This is a genomic window from Phycicoccus jejuensis, from assembly GCF_044797865.1.
GTDB lineage: Bacteria > Actinomycetota > Actinomycetes > Actinomycetales > Dermatophilaceae > Phycicoccus > Phycicoccus jejuensis.
In genome coordinates, this window is record NZ_CP085209.1 from 1,726,240 (window position 1) to 1,749,889 (window position 23,650).

Here is a 23,650-nt window from a genome sequence, read left to right on the forward strand (position 1 = left end):
GTCACCCGCGCCGCCAGAGCACCCACTCGCCCTCGCCCGCGGCCCGTGACCAGCCGGCGGCACCGGACAGCCCCCGGTCGAGGGGCTCCCCGACCCGGGTGAGGACGGCGTCGACGCCGTGCTCGTCGGCGTAGGCCTCCCAGCCGGGGCCGGTCGCCGAGAACGTCTCGTAGGCGGCGGCGGTCGCGGGGGAGTAGACCTCGGCGCGCAGGTCGCGCAGCACCCGGACCTGCGGGTGGGCCCACAGCACCCAGCCGGACGCGTAGGCGTCGACGACCGTCGGCGTCCCGGCCGGCAGCCGCTCGACCGCCGCGCCGACGGTCCGCGGCAGCGGCCCGGCCTCCGGCCCCCCGAGCACCACGCCGGGGACGAGCAGGAAGACCCCCGCCACGACGAGCCCGGGCAGCCGCTCCCGCCGTGCCGGAGCGGCCCCGGCGCGGAGGGTGCGAGCCAGGGCGGGTGCCACGAGGAGCGCGCCGACCGCGATGGTGCGGACCGAGGACGCCGCGAGGACGACGCCGGCGCCGGCGAGGAGGAGTGACGGGAGGTCGAGCCGCCGCGCGCGCACCAGGCGCACGAGCACGACGAGGGCCAGCAGCAGGACGAGCAGGAGGAGCGGGTTGCCCGGGGCCGGCGGCTTCCACTCGTTGACCGTGGAGCGGGCCGCCATCCCGACCGCGAACGGCTCGACGAGCGCCCGGGGGCCGAGGGGCCCCAGCACGGGGACGAGGGCGGTGCCGACCAGCAGGACCACGAGCCGGCCCCACGGGACCGGGGCGGGGCGGGGCGCGAGCGCGAGCGCGAGCAGCACGAGCACCCCGAACCCGACGCCGAGCGGCCACGACCCGTGCACCGAGGACCACAGCCAGGCGACGGCGAGCAGCGACCACCGTGGGCGCCCGTCGACGAGCGTCCCGGCCCACAGGTGCAGCGACCACGCGGCGAGGACGAGGCCGAGCAGCTGCGGCCTCTCTCCCCACGCCGCCGACGTCGCGACGAGCGCCGCGGTCGCGACCACCACCGAGGCGAGCGGGCCGGCCCACCGGCGCGCGGTCGCGGCGAGCAGCGCCGCGAGGGCGACGAGCAGGAGCGCCCGGACGGCGTGGAGCCCGGTGACGCCGGCGACGTCGTCGACGACGCTCATCCCGACCTGCGCGAGCCACTGGGTCGGCACGTACGGACGGTCCGCGAGGGCCGAGAGGGGGTCGGGGAGCGTGCCGAACCACTCACCGTCGCGCAGCGACCGCCCGATGCGCAGGTGCAGCCACAGGTCGACGTCCGGAGCCGTGCGCAGCCGCAGGAGGAGGCCTGCGAGCACCGCACAGACACCCCAAGCGATCACCAGAGGCGTTCTGGCACTCCGGGTTTCGCGATCCTGCTCGGGAGTCGTGGACATCTCGCTGGCCTCGTGGCGGTGGGTGGTCGTGGACGAGCATGTCACGGCCGGCGCGCGGTCCCGGTGAGCGATCGGCCGAACGGTTGACCCGGCTGCACCGTACGGGGGGCGGTGTTCGGGCCCATCGGTCCATGCCGCTCCGGGGCCGGACCTGACAGCGTGGTGACTGCTCGACAGCACCCCTTCGTACCGAAAGGCAACACCCGTCATGACCAAGGCCCTCGTCAAGCTCCAGATGAAGTTCAACGACCTCCGCTCCGAGAAGGGTGCGACCGCCGTGGAGTACGGCCTCATGGTCGCCCTCATCGCGGTCGTCATCATCGTCGCCGTCGCGCTGCTCGGCACGAACCTCAAGTCGATGTTCAACTCGGTCGCCAACAGCGTCTGAGCGAACCAGGACGACACGTCGGGGCGTCGGTCGCCGTCGGAGCACCGACGCGGCCGGCGCCCCGACCCACATCGGACGAAAGCAGGTGACGTGATGACCACGCTCCTCCGCCGGACCCTCGCCCGATCGGCCACCCTCCTCGCCCGGACGCCCGTCGCCCGGGGCGAGCGAGGCGCCACCGCCGTGGAGTACGCCCTGATGATCGGCTTCGTGGCCATCGTCATCGTCGCGGCGGTGACCGTCCTCGGACGCAACCTCAGCTCCATCTTCCAGACCGCCGCCACGAGCTTCTGACGGCGACATCGGACCGACCGCACGACACCCGCCCACCGTGGCGGGTCGGCACACGCTCCTGAACTCACCTCTGTAAGGACACCATCCCCATGGGTCGTCGTATCCTCGCCATCCTCACGGCCGCCGTGATCGCGCTCGTCGGTGCCGTCCTCGTCCTCGTGTACGCCCGTGGGGCGGACGCCCGCGCCGTGGCCGCCGCCAGCCCGACCAAGGTCTACGTGTCCAACACGGTGATCCCGGCCGGCACCTCGCTCAAGGACGCGGTCCGCCTCGGACAGCTGGTCCAGACCGACGTCGCCGCCCGGGCCAAGCCGCTCGGCGCGCTCGAGAAGGTCGACGAGAACAACAGCGACCTCGTCGCCCTCACCGACGTGCAGCCCGGGCAGTACGTGCTCGGGGCCGCGTTCGGCGACACCCCGGTCGGCGAGAAGAAGCTGCAGATCGACCCGGGCAAGCTCGCCGTGTCGGTGCAGCTCCAGGACCCGGCGCGGGTCGGCAACTTCGTCACCCCCGGCTCCTACCTGACGGTCTTCATGACCTACGCGGAGAAGGGCGCCTCGAGCGGCGGCGACGCCGCCGCGGCCACGACCGGCATCCAGAAGACCTCGGTCCTCCTCGACAACGTCAAGGTCATCGCGATGGGCGACGCCTCGCTCACCCCCGCGCAGACGACCGACGGCGAGGCGGCCGCCCAGAGCGCGAGCTTCCTCGTGACGCTGCAGGTGACCCCGGAGGACGCCGTGCGCCTCGTCCACGCGATCAACGGCAGCACCCTCTACGCCGCCCTGCGCGGATCGGAGCTGAAGATCAGCCCGACCCTCGAGGCGGACGACCTCAACATCACGAAGGTCGTGGCCCGGTGAACATCCTCTGGGACACCGACCCCACCGCGGTGGAGCGCTACCGCTTCGCCCTCGGACCGGACACGACGGCCCTCGACTCCTCGATCGTCGTCGCCCGCACGCTGCACGACGACCCGCTGGTCGACCAGGTCGTCATCGGGGCCGACGTCCCGCTCGACGACGCGTGCACCCTCGCCGAGGGTGCACGCCTCGACCGCCCCGAGGTCGGCGTCATCCTCCTGCGCTCGCGCATCGACGTGACGACCCTCTCGCAGGCGCTGCGCTCCGGCATCCGCGAGGTGGTCGGCGCCGACGACCACACCGGCCTCGCCGACGCCCTGCGCCGCAGCCGTGAGCTCACCTCCCGGCTCGTCGGGCACGCCGGCGGCGGCAGCTCCAAGGACGGCAAGATCATCACGGTCTTCTCGGCCAAGGGAGGGGTCGGCAAGACGACCGTCTCGACGAACACGGCCTGCCAGCTGGCCCGGCTCGGGCACAAGACGCTCCTCATCGACCTCGACCTCTCCTTCGGTGACGTCGCGATCAGCCTCCAGCTCGTCCCGGACCGCTCGGTGTTCGACGCCGTCGCCATGGCCGGCACCATCGACGACGAGGGCGTGCGCAGCCTGGTGACGACCCACGAGTCGAGCGGCCTCGACGTCATCTGTGCCCCGAACGACCCGGGCGACGCCGACCGCATCCCGGTCTCGACGGTCGCCGAGCTGATCAAGGTCGCCCGCCGCACCTACGACTTCGTCGTCGTCGACACCCCGCCGAGCTTCACCGAGCACGTGCTCGCCTCGGTCGACCTCTCCGACATCCTCGTCCTCATCGCGACGCTCGACATCCCGGCGGTCAAGAACCTCCGCGTCGCCATCGACACCCTCGACATGATCGGCAGCCCGAAGGACTCCCGCGTCATCGTCCTCAACCGCGCCGACGCCAAGGTGGGCCTGCGCCCCGAGGACGTCGAGTCCGCCATCAAGACCGCGATCGCCGTCAACATCCCGAGCTCGCTGACCGTCCCCGCGTCGGTCAACCGGGGTGTCCCGATCGTCCTCGACGAGCCCAAGCTGCCGGTCAGCGTCGCCATCCGCGACCTCGTCGACCACCACATCCGCCCCCGCTCCGCGGGCGAGGACGTCGAGCCCGTCGACGCCCACGCACGCCGAGGTCTCTTCAGGAGCCGTCGATGAGCCTCGCCGACCGTCTCGACAGCGTCCGCCGCGCCCAGGCCGCGGTCTCCCAAGCCCAGCAGCCGACGACCGCCGGCGGTGCCGGCCCCCGACCGGGGACGGTGCCCCGCCGCCGGGTGCTCGACCCCTTCGGCGAGGTGAAGGGCCGGGTCCACCAGGCCCTCATCGAGAGCCTCGGCCCGCGCCTGTACGACCCCCACCTGCCCGAGGCCGAGCTGGCCCAGCAGGTCCGCACCACGCTCCAGCAGACGATCGACGCCGAGCAGACCCCGCTCTCGCACGCGGACCGCACCCGCATCGCGCAGGAGGTGTCCGACGAGATCCTCGGGCACGGCCCGCTCGAGCCGCTGCTGCGCGACCCCGAGATCTCCGAGATCATGGTCAACGGCCCGGACAGCATCTACGTCGAGCGCAGCGGCAAGCTGTACTCGGTCGAGACCCACTTCTCGAACGAGGCGCACCTGCGCCGGGTCATCGACAAGATCGTCGGCCGCGTCGGCCGCCGCGTCGACGAGGCGAGCCCCCTCTGCGACGCCCGCCTGCCCGACGGCTCGCGCGTCAACGCGGTCATCTCGCCGATCGCCCTCGACGGCGCGATGCTGACGATCCGCAAGTTCTCGCAGGACCCGTACACCGACGCCGACCTCATCGCGTTCGGCACGATCACCCCGAGCGTGCGCGACTTCCTCAAGGCCTGCGTCATGGGCCGGCGCAACATCGTCATCTCCGGCGGCACCGGCTCCGGCAAGACGACGACGCTCAACGTCATCTCCTCGTTCATCCCCGAGGACGAGCGGATCGTGACGATCGAGGACGCCGCCGAGCTCCAGCTGCACCAGGACCACGTCCTGCGCCTGGAGTCCCGCCCGGCGAACATCGAGGGCAAGGGCGCGATCGCCATCCGCGACCTCGTGAAGAACTCGCTCCGCATGCGCCCCGACCGCATCGTCGTCGGCGAGGTCCGCGACGGCGCCGCGCTCGACATGCTGCAGGCGATGAACACCGGCCACGACGGCTCGATCACCACCGTCCACGCCAACACCCCGCGCGACTCCCTCGCCCGCCTCGAGACGATGGTGCTCATGGCCGGCGTCGACCTGCCGGTCCGGGCCATCCGCGAGCAGGTGGCCGGCGCGGTGCAGCTCATCGTCCAGCAGTCCCGCCTCAAGGACGGCTCGCGCCGCATCGTCGCCATCACCGAGGTCGTCGGGATGGAGGGCGACGTCGTCACGCTCCAGGACATCTTCACCTTCGACTGGGCCGCGGGCCGGGACGAGAACGGCCGCTTCCGGGGGACCCTCGTCTCCACGGGCCTGCGCCCGAAGTTCCTCACCGAGCTGCACGACCTCGGCATCGAGGTGTCACCGCAGCTGTTCATCAACGGGGCACGGCTGACGTGAGCCCCCACCTGCTGCCCCCTCGCCACCGGACGGCCGTCCTGCCGGTGGCGGTCGTGGCGCTCGTCGTGCTGCTCGCGCTCCTGATCCCGGTGCTCGCCGCGCCGCGGGCGCACGCGGCCGACGGCATCCCGTCCACCCTCAGCGACATCCGGGTCAAGGGCGACAAGGTCACCGCGACCCTCGTCCTGCGGCCGGGGAGCAAGGTCGACGTCGACTGGAAGAGCGTCACGGCCACGTTCGGCTCGCGCGTCGTCCCGGTCGCCGTGTCCGCCCCGACCAAGCAGGCCCGCTCGACGATGCTCGTCATCGACACGAGCGGCTCGATGGGCGCGGCCGGGATGGCGGTCGTCCGCGACGGCGTCGACCGCTTCCTGTCCGCCGTGCCCTCCGACGTCAAGGTCGGTGTGGTCTCGTTCGCGTCCACCTCCGGCATCGACGTCGCACCGACCACCGACCGCGGAGCGGTGCGCCGCGCGGTCGGCGCGCTGCGCTCGGGCGGGGAGACCTCGCTCTACCGGGCCGTCCAGGACGCCGTCCGCGGCCTCGGGACCGACGGCGAGCGCAGCATCCTCCTGCTCAGCGACGGCGGCGACACCGTGGCCGGGCTCGACGGCGGTGACGCCGCCGAGGCCTCCGAGCAGCGCAAGGCGCTGCGCGCCCTCGAGCGGGCCAAGGTCCGGGCCGAGGTCGTGTCGTTCAACTCCGGCGAGGCGAACGTGCAGGTGCTGCGCGAGTTCGCTGCTGCCGGAGGCGGTTCGGTGGCCGACGCCGCCGACCGTGCGGCCGTCGCCTCTGCCTTCGACGCGGCCGCGGTCGCCCTCGACTCGCAGGTCGTCCTCACCATCACCAAGCCGGCCGACGTCGGCGGGGACCAGCTGCTGACCATCGACGGCACCGCCTCCGGGCGCGGCTTCATCAACAGCTCGCGGCTCGACCTCGGCGACGTCGCGCCGGTCGAGGCGCCGGAGGACGACGGCCCGGTCGTCGCCCCCGTCGTGCAGACCGACCCGGCGGCGCTCGCGACGATCACCGCGGTCGCCCCGGCCTTCCTCGTGCCCGCCGTGGCCGTCGTCTTCCTCGGGGTCTTCGGCCTCGCCGTCGCGTTCGCCGCGCCGGTCTTCCGCAGCCGCCGCTCCGAGCGGATCGAGGCCATCGAGGGGTACGGCATCGGCCGGGCCCGGGCCCAGGCCCGTCAGGCGCCCACGGCCGCCGCGATCAGCGAGTCCATCGTCTCGATGGGCGAGTCGTTCATGGAGGGCCGCGACTCGACGACCCGCACGATGGAGCTGCTCGTGCGCGCCGACCTGCCGTGGCGTGCGGGGGAGTGGCTCGTGCTGCGCCTCGTGGCCGTCGTCATCGGCATCGCCGGCGGCATCCTCCTCGTCGGCTCGATCCCGCTGCTCGGCGGTGTGCTCGGCGCCGTCGTCGGCCTCATCGTGCCGCCCGTCCTCCTGCGCACCCTCGCCAAGCGGCGGGCGCGCAAGTTCGAGGGACTGCTGCCCGACGTCATGATGCTCGTCGCGACCTCGCTCGCCTCGGGCTTCAGCCTCCTCCAGGCGCTGGACTCGGTCGCGCAGGACGCCGGCGAACCCGCGGCCAAGGAGTTCAGCCGGGCCCTCGCCGAGGCGCGCATCGGCTCCGACGTCAGCGACGCGCTCGACAAGATGGCCGTGCGGATGGACAGCCCGAACATGCGCTGGACGACGATGGCCATCCGCATCCAGCGCGAGGTCGGCGGCAACCTCGCCGAGACGCTCCGCACGACGGCCGCGACCCTCCGCGAGCGCGAGATGCTCCGTCGCCAGGTCAAGGCGCTCTCGGCCGAGGGTCGCCTCTCGGCCTACGCCCTCATCGCCCTGCCCATCGGCCTGTTCCTCTACAGCACGGTCGCCAACCGCGCCTACGTCAGCCTCCTCTGGACCCGACCCCTCGGGTGGCTGATGCTCGGGGCCGGCATCGTGGCGATGGGGCTCGGCATCGTCTGGATGCGCAAGCTCGTGAAGATCGAGGTGTGACGTGATCGTCCTGCTCACCGCCGCCGGCCTCGTCGCCGTGGCCATCGTCCTGCTCGTCCTCGCGGTGGGGATGGGCGCCGGCTCGACGACGGGCGTCGCCCGCTCGCTCGAGCTCCTCCAGCACAAGCCGACGGTCCGCGAGGTCGCGACCAACGAGCTCGGGATGCAGGAACGGCTGCTCGCCCCGGCCCTCGACCGGCTGCGCGGCATCGCCGACCGGCTCTCACCGGCCGGCACCGGCGGGCGCATCGCCCGCAACCTCGAGCGCGCCGGCAACCCGTCGATGTGGACCGTCGAGCGGGTCATGGGCGCCAAGGGGCTCGGCCTCATCCTCGGTGTCGTGCTCGTCCTGGCCCTCATGGGCCTGTCGCTCACGTCGCTGCTCGCGGCCCTCGCCGCCGGTGCGGTCGCGTTCTTCGTGCCCGACCTGCTCGTCTACAACGCCGGGCTCAAGCGCCAGCAGGACCTGCGCAAGGGGCTCGCCGACTCGCTCGACATGCTCACCGTCTGCGTCGAGGCGGGCCAGGGCTTCGACGCCGCCATCCTCCAGGTGGCCCGGACCGTGCACGGCCCGATCGCCGGCGAGTTCGCCCGCGTCCTCTCGGAGATGCAGATCGGCAAGTCGCGCGGCGAGGCGTTCTCGTCGCTCGGCGAGCGCACGACGGCGCCAGAGATGAAGAACTTCGTCAGCACGCTCGTCCAGGCCGACCGGCTCGGCCTGCCCATCGCCGCCGTCCTGCGCGAGCAGACGAGGGAGATGCGTGTCGTGCGCCGTCAGCGCGCGGAGGAGCAGGCCCAGAAGGTCACGGTGAAGATCCTCTTCCCGCTGCTGCTGTGCATCTTCCCGGCGCTGTTCATCGTCATCATCGGGCCGGGCGTCATCACGATCATCGACTCCTTCAGCGCCCTCTGACCCCGGGCGGGCCGGCCGCGTCCGCCCGCGCCCCAGCACCGAGCATCCGGGTCGTCACGGTGACGACCCGGATGTTCTCTGCTGACGGGGATGCATCCCCGCCCGGGCGGAGGTTCCGCGCCGTCACCGTGACGACGCCGGGGGTCGGAGCTCCTCGGCCGGGACGAGCCCGGCACGTGCGGGCTTTTCGTGGATGGTGACGTGTGCGGGGCGTGAGATCCCGGCACGTGCGGGCTTTTCGTGGATGGTGACGTGTGCGGGGCGCGAGATCCCGGCACGTGCGGGCTTTTCGTGGACGGTGACGTGTGCGGGGCGCGAGATCCCGGCACGTGCGGGCTTTTCGTGGATGGTGACGTGTGCGGGGCGCTGGGACATCACGGAGCATCCGCGCCGTCACGGTGACGACCCGGATGTTCTCTGATGGCGGGGATGCATCCCCGTCCTGGCGGAGGTTCCGCGCCGTCACCGTGACGACGCGTCAGCCGGCGGGGCGGGACCGTCCTCCCGCCGCGGACGTCAGGTGCGGTCGACGTCGGCGACGAGCCCGAGACGCACGGCCGCGATGACCGCGCTCGCCCGGTTGTGAGCGCCGAGCTTCTCGTAGATCTTGCCGATGTGCGTCTTGACGGTCGAGGGGCTCATGAAGAGCTGACGCCCGACCTGCGCCACGGACGCGCCCTCGACGAGCAGTTTGAGCACCTCGGTCTCGCGGCCGGTGAGCGTGGTCTGCGGCGTCTCGTGCTGGCGGCGCATCGCCTCCGCGAGACCGCTGGCCGAGAACTCGAGCGGGAAGTCCGCGGCCCGGCGCACCGCCGAGAGGACCTGGTCGGCCGGGGCGCTCTTGCGCACGAGCGCCGAGGCCCCCGCGTCGAGCGCCTCGAGGAGCGTCGAGTCGTCGTTGAGCATCGTGAGGACGACGAGCCCGATGTCCTTGGAGCGCTCGCGGACGGCGCGCACGAGCGAGAGCCCGCTGCCGTCGGGCATCGTCACGTCGATGACGGCGACGACGCGGCCGGGCGGTGGGGTGCGGAGCAGACGGTCGAAGAGCGCACGCCCCTCGGCGAGCGAGCCCGCCTGTCCGACCACGCTCACCTCGTCCTGGGCGTTGAGCATCCCCGCCACGGCCTCGCGGACCACCGCGTGGTCGTCGACGAGCACCACGCTGATCGTCACGGTCTCTCCCTCGGTTGGTTCAGCTCGCAGGATGGAGCGTCCCCGCAGGCGACGGCTCCTCGACGGTCAGGTTAACGGTGGTGCGGCCGTTCGGCTCGTTGCGCACGACGAGTGTCCCGGTCAGCTCGTCGAGCGTGGTGTTGCGGTAGGAGCGTCGCGCCCGCCGCGGGTCGCCGTCGTGGGAGACCTCGACGACGGCCGGGCCGACGACTGAGGTGCTCAGGCTGACCCACGCGTTGCGGGCCCCGGAGGCCTGCGCGTCGGCGAGGACGTCCATGACGAGGCGGTGGACGAACATCTCGACGCGCGGGTCGAGGCGCCGGCGCCCCTCGCTCACCGTGACCGTCGTGCGGACGCCGGTCATGCTGCCGAAGCTTTGGACCGCCGCGCCGAGCACCGCGCCGAGGCCGCTGCCCGGCCGCTCGGCCACGCGCAGGTCGGTGATGTGGGTGCGCAGGTCGGCCATCGCGTCGCTCAGCTGCTTGCGCAGGCCGTCGAGCTGGTCGCGCATCCCCTGGCCGGGCGGGCCGGCCTGCATCCGCAGGGCGTCGACCGCGTAGCCGAGGGCCGCGAGCTCCTGCGCGATGCCGTCGTGGATGTCGCGGGCGATGCGGTTGCGCTCCTCGAGGCTCGCGTACTGCCGCAGGTTGCCGAAGAGCAGGCCCGCCTGGACGGTCGGCGCGAGCCGGCGCGTCACCTCGGAGACGGCGCGCCGCTCCTCGTGCGTGAAGGGGTGGTCGACCCCGCGCTCGACGACGACGACGGTGGTGGGACCGACCCCGTAGGCGAACGGCACGACGAGCGCGCTGCGCTGGCCGAGCTCGTCGGCGAAGGGGATCTGGGTCGGGCGCCAGCTCGCCGGGTTCTGGGCGAGGAGGTCGGAGAGGGCGTCCGCGAGGTACCAGGGCGCGCGGGTCGAGCCGCGCAGCGCGACCGGGACGAGGTGCTCGGAGTCGGAGGCGACGAGGACGGCGCTGCGGGAGGAGGGGACTTCGGCCGAGAGCAGGTCGAGGGCGAGCGTGGCGCCCGCCGGAGCGTCGAGCCCGGTCGCCATCTCCTCGGAGAGGTCGTGCAGGCGCTGGATGAGCTGGATGGCCTCGCGCGCCGCGGGGTCCGCGCTCTCGGAGTCGTTCTCGACGGCGAGGCGCTGGTTCCACGCGCCGAGCGCGCCGAGCACGAGGGCCGCGGCGACCCAGGCCACGAGGCCGATGCGGAAGCCCTTGTCGTCGTTGTGGCCCACCGAGGTCAGCAGGTAGACCGCGCTGCCGACGACGCAGGTGCCGAGGTAGCCGACCCGTCCGAAGCGCGTGCCCGCGTGGTACGCCGGGACGAGGAGGAGCAGCGAACCCGACTGCGCGGCAGCGTCGTAGCCCGCTCCCGCGGCACCCGCCGACAGGCACAGGAGGGTGAGGACGACGGTGTCGAGAAGGCCCTGCCGGGAGATGGGCAGGCGGTCGAGCGCGGTGACGACGAGGTCGAGCGCGAGGACCGCGAGGAGCCACGGCGCGAGCTCGACGATCTTCCCCGCCAAGACGGCGAGGAAGATGCTGAGCACCGCGAACGCGAGGCGGATGGTGGCGGACGCGTCGATGCGCGCCAGCCGGAACAGGCGGACCACGGTTCACAGGGTACGGGCGCGACGCCGATCCCTCCTGTCATTCGGAGTTCTCGCAGGGCCCTGTGTGATCATGGAGACGGAGTCAACGCTCGGGGAAGGACGGGGACGTCAGGTGAAGGGTCGTGTGCTCGTCGTCGACGACGACCTGGCGCTCGCGGAGATGCTCGGCATCGTCCTGCGCGCCGAGGGGCTCGAGGTGGAGCACGTCGCCGAGGGCGGCGGTGCCCTCGAGGTGTTCCGGCAGTACCGGCCCGACCTCGTCCTGCTCGACGTCATGCTCCCCGGCACCGACGGCCTCGAGGTCTGCCGGCAGATCCGCGGCGAGTCCGGCGTCCCGATCGTCATGCTCACCGCGAAGACCGACACGGTCGACGTCGTGCTCGGCCTGGAGTCGGGGGCCGACGACTACGTCGTCAAGCCGTTCAAGCCGCAGGAGCTTATCGCCCGCATCAAGGCCCGGCTGCGCCGGGGCGACGAGCCGGCCCCCGAGCGCCTGACGATCGGCGACCTCGTCATCGACGTCGCCGGCCACACCGTCGTGCGCGACGGCCGGCCGCTCGGGCTCACCCCGCTCGAGTTCGACCTGCTCGTCGCGCTCGCGCGCAAGCCGTGGCAGGTCTTCACCCGCGAGGTACTCCTCGAGCAGGTGTGGGGCTACCGCCACGCCGGCGACACCCGGCTCGTCAACGTCCACGTGCAGCGTCTGCGCAGCAAGATCGAGCACGACCCCGAGCACCCCGAGATCGTCGTGACGGTCCGCGGCGTCGGCTACAAGGCCGGCCGGGCCTGACGGTGCCCGGGGCCGCCGACGTCGGCGTGGGTCGGGACGCGTCGGCCCGCGAGCCGCTCCGTGGGGTCGTCGTCGGCCCGGCCGCGGCACCCGCACTCCCGCGCGAGCGACCCGCGCTCGTCCTGCTGCGGAGGCTCTCGTCGGGCGCCGGACGACGCCTGCGCGGGCTGCGCCGACGCTGGCGGCAGTCACTGCGCCTGCGGGTCGTCGCGACGACGATGCTGCTCGGCCTCGCCGTCGTCAGCGTGCTCGGGTCGGTCCTCCACGAGCAGATCGCGACCGGGCTCGAGCGCAGCCGGATCACCAACTCGCAGTACGAGGCCCTGTCGCTGACCTCGCGAGCGCAGGTGCAGTGGAACGCCTCGACGTCGGCGTCCGTCGACGAGCTCAACCGCTCGGCGACCGACATCATGACGCGCATCCTCAGCGCCCCCGGGCCGGACCCCAGCCGCTACGTCGTGATGAACCGGTCCACGAACAACGACAGCGACGTCGTGCTCGTCGAGGCGCGGAGCAACCGCGCGGTCGGCATCGACGCCGTGAGCCAGCAGCTGCGTGCCGCCGTCGCCGCCGACCCCGGCCGGCAGCACACCCAGGTGAGCACGCTGCGGCTCGGTGGCCGTGACGTGCCGGCCGTCGTCGTCGGCAGCGTCGTGACGATCCAGAACGCCGGCCTCTACGACCTCTACTTCATCTTCCCGATGGAGCAGGAGGTCGCGACGATGGACCTCATCGGCAACGCGTTCCTCGTCGCCGGCGTCATCCTCACCCTCCTCGTCGGCGCCGTCGCCTGGGTCGTCACCCGCCAGGTGGTCACCCCCGTGCGGCGGGCCGGGCAGGTCGCCCAGCGGCTGTCCGCCGGCCGGCTCAACGAGCGGATGCCCGCGCGCGGCGAGGACGACCTTGCGCTGCTCGCCACCTCGTTCAACAACATGGCCGACAGCCTCCAGAGCCAGATCCGCCAGCTCGAGGGGCTCTCCGCCGTCCAGCAGCGGTTCGTCTCCGACGTCTCGCACGAGCTGCGCACGCCGCTGACGACGATCCGGATGGCCGTCGACGTCCTCCACGGCTCGCGCGACGAGTTCGAGGCCCCGGTCGCGCGCTCCGCCGAGCTGCTCGCCGGCGAGCTCGACCGGTTCGAGGCGCTGCTCGCCGACCTGCTCGAGATCAGCCGGTTCGACGCCGGCGGCGCGGTGCTCGACCTGGAGCCGGTCGACCTGCGCGGCACCGTCGCCAAGGTCGTCGAGGCGGCCCGGCCGCTGGCCGAGCGCCGCGGCAGCGTCGTCACCGTCGTCGCCCCCGACGGCCCGGCCGAGGCCGAGGTCGACGAGCGCCGGGTCGAGCGCATCCTGCGCAACCTCGTCGTCAACGCGGTCGAGCACGGCGAGGGCCGGCCGGTCGAGGTCCGCATCGGGGTCGACGACCACGCCGTCGCCGTCGTCGTCGAGGACCACGGGGTGGGACTGCGCCCCGGCGACGCCGCCAACGTCTTCACGCGCTTCTGGCGGGCCGACCCCGCGCGCGCCCGCACGACGGGCGGCACCGGCCTCGGGCTCTCGATCTCGCTCGAGGACGCCCGGCTGCACAACGGCTGGCTCCAGGCGTGGGGCGAGCCGGGGGAGGGGTCGCGCTTCCGCCTCACGCTGCCCGCCCAGGCCGGCACCAGCCTGCACTCCTCCCCGCTGCCGCTCAGCCCCCGGGACGAGCAGCCGTGAGGCCGTCGCGCCTCCTCGCGGCCCTGCTCGGTGCGCTCCTCCTCACCGGGTGCAGCGGCCTGAGCGGCGGGGGCCCGGTGCAGCCGGGGCTCGACGTCTCGGCGCCCATCGCCCCCCAGATCGGCCTCGTCTACCCCGGCCCGGACGCCCGGGAGACGCAGCAGGGCATCGTCAGCGGCTTCCTGCGCGCCGGGGCCTCGAGCGACGGCAAGTACGACAACGCGCGCAAGTTCCTCACCTCCCGGATGGCCGAGCGGTGGCAGCCGGACGAGACGATCGTCCTGCTCTCGGGGAACGAGTCCCCGACGACCCGCCTGCTCGACCCGGCCACCGTCCAGGTCACCGCCCCCGTGGCCGGGACGGTCGACGCCGACGGGCGCTACACGGCGGCCCGGCCGGGCAGCTCGGCCTCGGCCCGGTTCTCGCTCACCTCGGTCGGCGGGCAGTGGCGCATCGACGGGATGCCCGAGGGCTTCGGGCGGTGGATCGCCGCCGACGACGTCCCCCGCCTGGTCCAGCCCTTCGCCGTGCACTACGTCTCGGCGAGCCACCGCGCCACCGTCCCCGACGTCCGGTGGTTCCCGCTGGACCGCCTGCTCACCCGGCTGGCCAACGCCCAGCTCGCCCCCGTCCCCGACCACCTCCTCGGGGCGGCGACGACCGCCGTGCCGGCCGGGGCCCGGCTGCTCGGTGACGCCGTGTCGATCGACGCCTCCGGCGTGGTGTCGGTCAACCTCATCGCCAGCCGCCTCGCGCCGGGGGACACCACCCGCGAGAACATCTGGGCCCAGTTCCTCACGACCCTGACGCAGGACCCGACCGTCACCGCGGTGACCCTGCAGATCGACGGGGTCCCGGTCGACCTCGACGGCGTCGAGGGACCGGTCTCCTCCCTCGAGCGCATCGGCTTCCCGCCGGAGTCCGACACCGCCACCACCGCGCCCGTCGTGCGCCGCGGGGCGACGGTGGCCGTCTTCGACCCCACCGGGAGCGTCCGTCAGAAGGGGGCCTCCGTCGGCCCGAGCGCCTACCCGGACGTCCCGGCCGACTTCACCCGGTTGGCCCTCTCGGCCGACGGCGCCGAGACCGCCGCGGTCGACCCGTCGGGCGACGGCCTCTCGCGCTGGCGAGGCACCAACCGCTACGAGGTGCCGCCCTTCGGGGCCGACGTCGGTGCCCCCGCGTACGACCGTCGCGGCTTCCTCTGGGCCGGCGCCGTCGGCTCGGGGGACGCCCGGCTGTTCACGGTCGACACGCGGGTGTCCCCGGCGGACCTCGTGGCCGCCCGCGCCCAGCCCGTCGAGGCGTCGTGGCTCGCGGGGCGGCGGGTCGTCGAGGCCCGGGTCGCCGCGGACGGCGACCGTGTCGTCGTCCTGTCCACCCGGCCGGACGGCCGCGACGTCCGGCTCGACCTCGCCGGGGTCGTGCGGGGCGGGGGCCAGCGCCCCGAGCGGCTGTCCGCCCCGCTGCGGCTCGGCACCTGGGTCACCCGGGCGAGCGGGCTGACGTGGGTCGACGCGCAGCAGGTCGCCACGGTGGCGTCCGTGGGCGGGGCGGCGGTCCGTCCGGTCCTCGTGTCCGTCGACGCGTCGGTCTCGCCGCTGCCCGAGGCCGCCGGGGCCCGCGCCGTCGCGACGGTCGGCGTCGAGCGCGACCTCTACCTCGTCACCCGCGAGAACCGGCTGCTGTCACGCTCCGGACTGCGCTGGGTCGACAGCGGGCAGGCCTCCGACCTCGCAGCCCCGGCCGGCTGACCTCCGGCGCCGTCCACAGCGGGGCACGCCGTCCGTCGTCGTCCACAGGACCGACCGGGCTCGGGCACGACGGCCCGGACGGGTGGGCCCTCGCTGCGGCAGGGTGGGCGCAGAGCGAGCGGGGGTGGTGGCGTGCACGGACGCAATGACGCGACGGCCGCGGCGGCGGCGTGGACGGACCTGCCGGGGGCGGTGCGCGACGGTGTCCGCGACGCGGTCGGCCTCGTCCTGCCGGTGCGCTGCGGTGGCTGCTCGGCCCAGGGGCAGCGCTGGTGCCCCGCCTGCCGCCGGGCGGCGCGCGTCCCGCCCGTGGACGACGGCCCGGTCCCGGGGGTCGACCCGCCGGTGTGGGCCGCCACCGTCTGCGCCGGCCCGGTCCGGGCCGTGGTGACGGCGCACAAGGACACGGGGCGCGGTGACCTGCGACCGGGGCTGGCGCGGCTCCTCGCGGTGGCGATGCACCGGGCCCTGGCCTCCGACCCCGACCTGCGGGACGCGTGGCGCCGCGGCCCGGTGCTCGTGGTCCCGGTCCCGACCTCGCGCCGTGCCGGGCGCCGACGCGGGGAGGACGCCGTCGCGGCGCTCGGGGCCGCCGCCACCCGTCGTCTCGGGGACCCGTCGCTCACGTGCCGGCCCGTGCTGCGGCACACCCGACCGGTCGCCGACCAGACCGCCCTCGGCCGGGCGGCCCGAGCGGCGAACCTCGCGGGGTCGATGGCCGTGCGGCCCGCTGACCTGCGGCTCGTCGAGCGGGCGGTCTGCCTGCTCGTCGACGACGTCGTGACGACCGGGGCCACGCTCGCCGAGGCGGCCCGGGCGCTGCGGGTGGCGGGCGCGGTCCACGTCGTGGCGGCCGTCGTCGGGGCGACGCCGTCGACGAGGTCCGGGGCGAGGGTGTCCGCGTGACGAGCACGACGGGACGGGTTCTCCCGTCGTGGTTGTGAGGCCCCTCGGGGACGGCTAGCGTCTGTGCATGGACCCCGTGTTCCGGAGGTGGTGCCCCTGTCGCTGAGTGTTCGGCCCCCACACCATCGAGCACGAGGAGGACCACGTGGACATCGTCGTCACCGGACGGCACCTGACCGTCTCCGACCGATTCCGGGACCACATCGAGGAGAAGCTGGCCAAGATCACCCAGCTCGCCCCACGCACCCGGCGGGTCGAGGTCATGGTCAGTCATGAGGCCAACCGCTCCCAGGCGAAGGCCTGCGACCGGGTGGAGGTCACCTGCTACGCGAAGGGCCCGGTGGTGCGCGCGGAGGCGTGCGCCGACGACAAGTACGCGGCCCTCGACGTGGTGGTCGACAGGCTCATGGAACGCCTCAGGCGGCAGAGCGACCGCAAGCGGGTGCACCGCGGCCGTCGCACGCCCGAGTCCGTCGCGATGGCGACCTCCCGCATCCAGACCCCGGACGCCCCGCCGGCCGAGGGCGAGGAGCAGCCCGACGACCCGTTCGGCGACTCGCCGATCGAGGTGCGCGAGAAGGTGCACCGCTCGACGCCGATGACCCTGACCGACGCGCTCGCCCAGATGGAGGCGGTCGGCCACGACTTCTACCTCTTCCACGACGTCGAGACCGACCGCGCGAGCGTCGTCTACCGGCGCCGCGGCTGGTCCTACGGCGTCCTCCACCTCGACCTCGAGGCGGACGGCGAGGTCCAGGAGGCCGCGTCGTAGCGGCTTCCCGCGCGTGGGGGCCGCACGGCGGCCCGCGGACCTGACACGATGACGATGTGACGGACGAGGTGAGTGGGGTGCCAGAGGCGCACGGGACCGACGAGGTCTCCGGCCTGCCCTCCGGCCCCGTCCGCGTCGTCATCGCCGACGACCACGCGCTCTACCGGCAGGGCATGGCGATCGTCGTCGAGCTCGACGGGGCGGCCACCGTGGTCGGACAGGCGAGCAACGGCAGCGAGGTCGTCGAGCTCTGCGCCCGCCTGCACCCCGACGTCGTCCTCATGGACGTGCGGATGCCCGTGGTCGGCGGCATCGAGGCGACCGCTCGCCTCCATGCCGCCGACCCGCGCATCCGCATCCTCATGCTGACGATGAGCGACGACGAGGAGGACCTCTTCGAGGCGATCAAGGCCGGCGCCAGCGGCTACCTCCTCAAGGACCTGCCCGGCGAGGAGGTCGCCGACGCCATCCGCCGGGTCCACGACGGGCAGGCGATCATCCCGCCGGGGATGGCCGCGACGCTGCTCCAGGAGTTCAGCCGGCTCAGCCAGGCCGACGCGCCGCCGGAGGGCCCCGAGCCGACGACCCTCACCGACCGCGAGGTCGAGGTGCTGCGCCACGTGGCCCGGGGCATGGTCAACCGCGAGGTCGCGGAGGCGCTGGGCATCGCCGAGAACACGGTGAAGAACCACGTCCGCAGCATCCTCGAGAAGCTGCACCTGCACTCGCGGGTCGAGGCCGCCGTCTACGCGCACCAGCAGCGGCTCGTCCCCCCGGATGCCTGAGCCGGCTCCGGTCCGGCTCACCCGCCCCGCCGCGCGCCGCATCGCGCTCGCGGCCCAGGGCTTCGCCCGGCCCCGTCCCCTCGCGCCCGGGGTGCGCGACCTCCAGCGCGTCGTCGACACCGTCGGCGTCGTGCAGATCGACAGCGTCAACGTCGTCGTCCGCAGCCAGTACCTGCCCTTCTTCTCGCGCCTCGGCCCGTACGACACCGGCCTGCTCGACCGCGCCCGCGACCGGGCGCCGCGGCGGCTGGTCGAGTACTGGGCCCACGAGGCGTCCCTCGTCCCGCCCTCGACCTGGCCGCTCCTGGACTTCCGGATGCGCCGGGCCCGCGACGAGTCGTGGGGCGGGATGCAGCGGGTCGCCCGTGACCACCCGGGCCTCGTCGAGACCGTGCTCGCCGAGGTGAGCGCGCACGGGCCGATGACCAGCCGCGAGGTGGAGGCGGCGCTGGCGCACGACCTGCCGCGCGAGCGGGAGCACTGGGGCTGGAACTGGTCGCTCGTCAAGAACGCCCTCGAGCACCTGTTCTGGGCCGGGCGGCTGAGCAGCGCGGGGCGCACGCCACAGTTCGAGCGGCGCTACGCACACCCCACGCGGGTGCTGCCCCCGGCCCTGCGCGAGGCCGCGCTCGACCCTGCCGCGCGACCCACCGACGAGGAGGCCTTCCGGCGGCTCGTCGAGATCGCCGCGCGGGCGCACGGCGTCGGCAGCGAGCAGTGCCTGCGCGACTACTTCCGGCTGCGCCCGGAGCAGGCGCGGCCGGCCATCGCCGCCCTCGTCGCCGACGGGGTCCTGCTGCCCGGGGTCGTCGAGGGGTGGAGGCGGCCGGTCTACCTCCACCGGGACGCGCGGCGGCCGCGACGGGTCCACGCCCGGGCCCTGCTCTCGCCGTTCGACTCCCTGGTCTGGCAGCGCGACCGGGTCGCGGCGCTCTTCGGGTTCGACTACCGCCTCGAGATCTACGTGCCCGAGGAGCTGCGGGTGCACGGCTACTACGTCCTGCCGTTCCTCCTCGGGGACGAGCTCGTCGCGCGGGTCGACCTCAAGAGCGACCGGGCCGCCGGCCTGCTCCGGGTGCGGCGGACCACCTGGGAGCCCGGGCGCGGTGACGAGGGCGACCGCACCGAGCTCGACGCGGAGCTCCTGCTCCTGGCCGGCTGGCTGGGCCTGGCCGGGGTCGCGGTCGACCCTCGCTGAGCCGCCCTGCGCGGCAGGGCGGCTCGAGATCGGAGGTCTCGTCGGCGACGCTCGAGGCGCCGTCAGGGCGTCCAGGGGCGCAGGCGCTCCCAGTGCAGCGACTCCACCGTCCGGCCGCCCGGCAGCACGTCGGCCTCGGTCTCGCGGCCCCAGATCTCGAAGCCGGCCGCGTCGAGCACGGCGTTGCTGCCGGTGTTGTCCTCGGCCGTCTGCGCGACGAGCCGGCGCAGCCCCATCCCGCCGTCGGCGCGCGGCGCGAGCGCGTGCTGCGCGACGAGCCGGGCCGCGGCCGTCGCCACGCCGCGTCGTCGGGCGCTCGGCAGGACCTGGTAGCCGAGCTCGGCGGTGTCGTCGTCGAGGGTGCCCGCGTGGACGAAGACGAGGGCCTCGCCGAGCGCCCGGCCGGTCGACGCGTCGGCGACGCACCAGCTGAGGGTCGTCCCGAGCGCCATCTTCTCCCGACGGGTCAGCAGCCACTCCGGGAAGGTGTCCGGCTCGAGGATGCCGCGCGCCGGCATGTGGTGGGCCGGCTGGTCGCGGGGCTCGAGCGCGTCGACGTCCTCGTCGAGCCACGGGCGCAGGACGAGCCCGCCCGCCTCGTCCGTGCGCAGGACGGGCGGCTCGGGCCACGGGGTGCGGGCCTCGAGGACGTCGTCCGGGCCGATGCTGCCCTGCCACGCGTCGAGCGGCGCCCCGCCGCCCACCGCCTCGAGCGAGCCGGGGAGGGTGCCGTGGTGGGTGAACCCGCACGCCCACGCGACGCGCCACGACGCGAAGTTGCCGCGCTCGGCCTTCCAGTGCACGCGGTGGCCGCCGCGCTCGAGGAACCAGGCGACGGCCAGCCGCACGGCCGCGGCCATGTAGCCCTGGCCGCGCGCGTCGGGGTGCAGGAGGTAGCCGAGCTCGGCGACGGCGCCGCCGAGCCGGGGACGCAGGTCGACGGTGCCGAGGTAGCCGCGGCCGGGGTCGGTGGCGTCCTCGAGGGCCCAGAGCCGGTCGCCCCCCTCGTCGTTCCAGCCCGCCTCGACGAGCGCGAGGAAGCGGTCGGCGTCGGCCTCGGCGTAGGGGCGGGGGACGGTCGTCCAGCGGACGGCCTGTGGGTCGCGGCACTGCTCGACGAGCCGCGGCACGTCCTCGGGTCGGTGCGCGCGCAGGCGCACGTGCCCGTCGGTGAGCACCGGCACGCAGTCGGGGAAGACGGCCTCGGTCATGGACCCCACCCAACCACCGCGACCCGCCGACCGGGAACCGGGGCGCGCCGACCGCCCGTTGGACCCTCGGGTGCGCCGCCGCGGGACGGCCGCGGGGGCCTCGACTACCCTAGGCGGGTCCGGCGCTCGGGCACCGCCTCGTCCGACCGCCGCCGTCCGTCTACCAGGGAGTCCCACTCGTGAAGATCGTCGAGAAGCTGCTGCGTGCCGGTGAGGGACGCATCCTCAAGAAGCTCGACAGCATCGCCGCGCAGGTCAACGCGATCGAGGAGGACTTCGCCAAGCTCACCGACGCCGAGCTGCGCGGCGAGACCGACACCTTCCGCCAGCGCCTCGCCGACGGCGAGACGCTCGACGACATCCTGCCCGAGGCGTTCGCCGCGGTCCGCGAGGCGGGCAAGCGCACCATCGGCAAGCGGCACTTCGACGTGCAGATCATGGGTGGCGCCGCGCTGCACATGGGCAACGTCGCCGAGATGCGCACCGGTGAGGGCAAGACCCTCGTCGCGACGCTGCCCAGCTACCTCAACGCCCTGAGCGGCAAGGGCGTCCACGTCATCACGGTCAACGACTACCTCGCCGAGTACCAGTCCGAGCTGATGGGCCGCGTCCACCGCTTCCTCGGCCTCGAGACCGGCTGCATCCTCTCCTCGATGACGCCCGAGCAGCGGCGCGTCGAGTACGCGAAGGACATCACCTACGGCACGAACAACGAGTTCGGGTTCGACTACCTGCGCGACAACATGGCGTGGTCGACCGAGGAGCTCGTCCAGCGGGGTCACAACTTCTGCATCGTCGACGAGGTGGACTCGATCCTCATCGACGAGGCGCGCACGCCGCTCATCATCTCCGGCCCGGCCGACGCGCCGACCAAGTGGTACACCGAGTTCGCCCGCATCGCCCAGCGCCTCGAGCGCGGCGAGCTGGAGTCCGGACGCGGCGACTACGAGGTCGACGAGAAGAAGAAGACCGTCGGCGTCCTCGAGCGCGGCATCGACAAGGTCGAGGACCACCTCGGCATCGACAACCTCTACGAGTCGGCCAACACCCCGCTCATCGGCTACCTCAACAACGCGATCAAGGCCAAGGAGCTCTTCCAGCGCGACAAGGACTACGTCGTGATGAACGGCGAGGTCCTCATCGTCGACGAGCACACCGGGCGCATGCTCGCCGGCCGTCGCTACAACGAGGGCATGCACCAGGCCATCGAGGCCAAGGAGGGGGTGGAGATCAAGAACGAGAACCAGACCCTCGCGACGATCACCCTCCAGAACTACTTCCGCATGTACGACAAGCTCTCGGGCATGACCGGTACGGCGATGACCGAGGCCGCCGAGCTCAACTCGATCTACAAGCTCGGCGTCGTCCCGATCCCGACCAACCGCCCGATGGTCCGCCAGGACCAGGCCGACCTCGTCTACCGGACCGAGGAGGCCAAGTACAAGGCCGTCGTCGACGACATCGCCGAGAAGCACGAGGCCGGCCAGCCGGTCCTCGTCGGCACCGTGTCGGTCGAGAAGTCGGAGTACCTCTCCGAGCAGCTGCGCCGCCGGGGCATCCGCCACGAGGTCCTCAACGCCAAGCACCACGAGCGCGAGGCCTCGATCGTCGCCGACGCGGGCCGCAAGGGCGCCGTGACGGTCGCGACGAACATGGCCGGTCGAGGCACCGACATCATGCTCGGCGGCAACCCCGAGTTCCGCGCCGTCGCCGCGCTCAAGGACCGCGGGCTCGACCCGCACGAGACGCCCGAGGAGTACGAGGCCGCCTGGGACGCGGCGCTCGAGCAGGCCGAGGCGCAGGTCGAGACCGAGCACGAGGAGGTCACCGAGCTCGGCGGCCTCTACGTCCTCGGCACCGAGCGGCACGAGTCGCGCCGCATCGACAACCAGCTGCGCGGCCGCTCCGGCCGCCAGGGCGACCCGGGTGAGTCGCGGTTCTACCTCTCGCTCGAGGACCACCTCATGCGGCTGTTCAACGCCGGGCTCGTCGACCGGGTGATGACGACCGCCAAGCTCGACGACGACCAGCCGATCGAGTCCAAGCTCGTCTCGCGCTCGATCCAGTCGGCGCAGGCGCAGGTCGAGGCGCAGAACTTCGAGATCCGCAAGAACGTCCTCAAGTACGACGACGTCCTCAACCGCCAGCGCACCGTCATCTACGAGGAGCGCCGCCGCGTCCTCGAGGGCGAGGACCTGCACGAGCAGCTGCGCTTCTTCGTCAACGACGTCGTCGAGGGCTACATCGACGCCGAGACCGCCGAGGGGTTCGCCGAGGACTGGAACCTCGAGCGTCTGTGGACGGCGCTGCGTGCGCTGTACCCGGTCTCGGTCACGCCCGAGCAGCTCGAGGAGGCCGCGGGCGGTCGCTCCGGGCTGACGACGGAGATCCTCAAGGAGGAGCTGCTCTCGGACGCGCACCGTGCCTACGACGAGCGCGAGGCGGCGCTCGGGTCCGAGGTCATGCGTGAGGTCGAGCGGCGCGTCATGCTCTCGGTGCTGGACCGCAAGTGGCGCGAGCACCTCTACGAGATGGACTACCTCCAGGAGGGCATCGGCCTGCGGGCCATGGCCCAGCGCGACCCCCTCGTCGAGTACCAGCGTGAGGGCTTCCAGCTCTGGCAGGCGATGAACGAGGCCGTCAAGGAGGAGTCCGTCGGGCTGCTGTTCCACGTCGACGTCCAGGTCGACGAGGCGCAGCAGGCGCCGGCCGTCCAGCCGGTCCACGTCTCGCAGATGCTCGGCGCGATGGCCGGGGGCGGCGGCGCCGCGACCGACGAGGCTCCGGCCGAGGCGGCCGAGGCGGCCGAGGAGCGCGAGCGGTCGGTCGAGGACGCCCCGCACGTCGAGGTCTCCGGGGTGGGCGTCGGCCGCCCCCGCACCGGTGCCCTGCACTACTCGGCGCCGACCGAGACCGGCGAGGTCGAGGTGCGCGACGACCGCGCCGGGACGGGTGCCACCCTCACCGAGGAGCAGCTCGCGACGACCCGCAAGAACGACCCGTGCCCCTGCGGCTCGGGCAAGAAGTTCAAGATGTGCCACGGTCGCCGCTGAGCGACCCCGCGCACGACGACCGCGCCGGCTCCCTTCGAGGGAGCCGGCCCGCTCCTCGTCCGGGTGCGTGACGGCGGGCCTGCGGTGGACCGGCACCCTCCGCCCCACGCGCCCCTCGCGCCTCCACATTTCGGGGTCACCCCGAAATGTCCACGAGACCCCGGCTCGGAGCCGGGGTCTCGTGGACGAACCGGGGTCTCGACGCCGGCGGGCGGTGGCGCGGATGACGGC

Annotated in this window: 19 protein-coding genes; 15 read left to right on the forward strand and 4 right to left on the reverse strand. The window is 73.5% G+C overall.

Annotation, left to right across the window (positions count from 1 at the left end):
* Nucleotide 1: 1 nt before the first annotated feature.
* Nucleotides 2–1,342 (reverse strand): hypothetical protein, encoded by a 1,341-nt coding sequence (locus LG324_RS08100; RefSeq protein ID WP_404352885.1) that lies wholly within the window; start codon nucleotides 1,340–1,342, stop codon nucleotides 2–4.
* 262 nt (nucleotides 1,343–1,604) lie between these two features.
* Between LG324_RS08100 and LG324_RS08105 the strand changes: the two genes are divergently transcribed.
* The 7 genes from LG324_RS08105 (at nucleotide 1,605) to LG324_RS08135 (ending at nucleotide 8,444) form a co-directional block, all read left to right on the forward strand.
* Nucleotides 1,605–1,784: a Flp family type IVb pilin gene (locus tag LG324_RS08105; RefSeq protein WP_030527602.1), complete on the forward strand. Its 180-nt coding sequence runs from the start codon at nucleotides 1,605–1,607 to the stop codon at nucleotides 1,782–1,784.
* A gap of 93 nt (nucleotides 1,785–1,877) precedes the next feature.
* The gene (locus tag LG324_RS08110) at nucleotides 1,878–2,078 is read left to right on the forward strand and encodes a Flp family type IVb pilin (protein ID WP_207022691.1); all 201 of its coding nucleotides are present in this window, start codon (nucleotides 1,878–1,880) and stop codon (nucleotides 2,076–2,078) included.
* 89 nt (nucleotides 2,079–2,167) lie between these two features.
* Nucleotides 2,168–2,941, forward strand: a complete 774-nt coding sequence (locus LG324_RS08115) for a Flp pilus assembly protein CpaB (RefSeq protein ID WP_030527600.1) — start codon at nucleotides 2,168–2,170, stop codon at nucleotides 2,939–2,941.
* Nucleotides 2,938–4,116, forward strand: a complete 1,179-nt coding sequence (locus LG324_RS08120; protein WP_207022692.1) for an AAA family ATPase — start codon at nucleotides 2,938–2,940, stop codon at nucleotides 4,114–4,116. The genes LG324_RS08115 and LG324_RS08120 overlap by 4 nt, the downstream gene beginning before the upstream one ends.
* Nucleotides 4,113–5,516, forward strand: coding sequence for a CpaF family protein (locus LG324_RS08125; RefSeq protein ID WP_030527598.1), 1,404 nt, complete (start codon nucleotides 4,113–4,115; stop codon nucleotides 5,514–5,516). The genes LG324_RS08120 and LG324_RS08125 overlap by 4 nt, the downstream gene beginning before the upstream one ends.
* Complete coding sequence (locus LG324_RS08130) at nucleotides 5,513–7,531, forward strand: type II secretion system F family protein (RefSeq protein ID WP_051750345.1); 2,019 nt, start codon at nucleotides 5,513–5,515, stop codon at nucleotides 7,529–7,531. The genes LG324_RS08125 and LG324_RS08130 overlap by 4 nt, the downstream gene beginning before the upstream one ends.
* 1 nt (nucleotide 7,532) lies before the next feature.
* Complete coding sequence (locus tag LG324_RS08135) at nucleotides 7,533–8,444, forward strand: type II secretion system F family protein (RefSeq protein WP_030527596.1); 912 nt, start codon at nucleotides 7,533–7,535, stop codon at nucleotides 8,442–8,444.
* A gap of 516 nt (nucleotides 8,445–8,960) precedes the next feature.
* On the opposite strand, the gene LG324_RS08140 is transcribed toward LG324_RS08135, so the two are convergent.
* Together LG324_RS08140 and LG324_RS08145 are read right to left on the reverse strand one after the other, a co-directional pair.
* The gene (locus LG324_RS08140; RefSeq protein ID WP_207022693.1) at nucleotides 8,961–9,617 is read right to left on the reverse strand and encodes a response regulator transcription factor; all 657 of its coding nucleotides are present in this window, start codon (nucleotides 9,615–9,617) and stop codon (nucleotides 8,961–8,963) included.
* A gap of 19 nt (nucleotides 9,618–9,636) precedes the next feature.
* Complete coding sequence (locus LG324_RS08145; RefSeq protein ID WP_404352887.1) at nucleotides 9,637–11,235, reverse strand: sensor histidine kinase; 1,599 nt, start codon at nucleotides 11,233–11,235, stop codon at nucleotides 9,637–9,639.
* Nucleotides 11,236–11,347: 112 nt separating this feature from the next.
* Here LG324_RS08145 and mtrA point away from each other — a divergent pair, with 112 nt between their 5' ends.
* From mtrA to LG324_RS08180, 7 genes are all read left to right on the forward strand, one after another.
* A complete protein-coding gene (gene mtrA / locus LG324_RS08150) occupies nucleotides 11,348–12,025 on the forward strand; it encodes an MtrAB system response regulator MtrA (protein ID WP_030527593.1) in 678 nt (225 codons plus the stop codon).
* 2 nt (nucleotides 12,026–12,027) lie between these two features.
* Nucleotides 12,028–13,740 (forward strand): MtrAB system histidine kinase MtrB, encoded by a 1,713-nt coding sequence (mtrB, locus tag LG324_RS08155; RefSeq protein WP_404352888.1) that lies wholly within the window; start codon nucleotides 12,028–12,030, stop codon nucleotides 13,738–13,740.
* Nucleotides 13,737–15,494 carry a GerMN domain-containing protein gene (locus LG324_RS08160; protein WP_404352889.1) on the forward strand — a complete coding sequence of 586 codons (1,758 nt, stop codon included), beginning with the start codon at nucleotides 13,737–13,739 and terminating at the stop codon, nucleotides 15,492–15,494. Before mtrB ends, LG324_RS08160 begins: the two co-directional genes overlap by 4 nt.
* Before the next feature lie 132 nt (nucleotides 15,495–15,626).
* The gene (locus LG324_RS08165) at nucleotides 15,627–16,400 is read left to right on the forward strand and encodes a ComF family protein (protein ID WP_404352890.1); all 774 of its coding nucleotides are present in this window, start codon (nucleotides 15,627–15,629) and stop codon (nucleotides 16,398–16,400) included.
* A 145-nt stretch (nucleotides 16,401–16,545) separates the two neighbouring features.
* Complete coding sequence (gene hpf, locus LG324_RS08170) at nucleotides 16,546–17,172, forward strand: ribosome hibernation-promoting factor, HPF/YfiA family (RefSeq protein ID WP_404352891.1); 627 nt, start codon at nucleotides 16,546–16,548, stop codon at nucleotides 17,170–17,172.
* Between the two features lie 77 nt (nucleotides 17,173–17,249).
* Nucleotides 17,250–17,957 carry a response regulator transcription factor gene (locus LG324_RS08175; protein WP_242525776.1) on the forward strand — a complete coding sequence of 236 codons (708 nt, stop codon included), beginning with the start codon at nucleotides 17,250–17,252 and terminating at the stop codon, nucleotides 17,955–17,957.
* The gene (locus tag LG324_RS08180; RefSeq protein ID WP_404352893.1) at nucleotides 17,950–19,155 is read left to right on the forward strand and encodes a winged helix-turn-helix domain-containing protein; all 1,206 of its coding nucleotides are present in this window, start codon (nucleotides 17,950–17,952) and stop codon (nucleotides 19,153–19,155) included. The genes LG324_RS08175 and LG324_RS08180 overlap by 8 nt, the downstream gene beginning before the upstream one ends.
* Nucleotides 19,156–19,217: 62 nt before the next feature.
* Here the strand turns inward: LG324_RS08180 and LG324_RS08185 are convergent, their stop codons facing one another.
* Nucleotides 19,218–20,366: a GNAT family N-acetyltransferase gene (locus LG324_RS08185; RefSeq protein ID WP_404352895.1), complete on the reverse strand. Its 1,149-nt coding sequence runs from the start codon at nucleotides 20,364–20,366 to the stop codon at nucleotides 19,218–19,220.
* Between the two features lie 179 nt (nucleotides 20,367–20,545).
* Between LG324_RS08185 and secA the strand changes: the two genes are divergently transcribed.
* Nucleotides 20,546–23,419: a preprotein translocase subunit SecA gene (secA, locus tag LG324_RS08190; RefSeq protein WP_404352897.1), complete on the forward strand. Its 2,874-nt coding sequence runs from the start codon at nucleotides 20,546–20,548 to the stop codon at nucleotides 23,417–23,419.
* Nucleotides 23,420–23,650 lie beyond the last annotated feature (231 nt).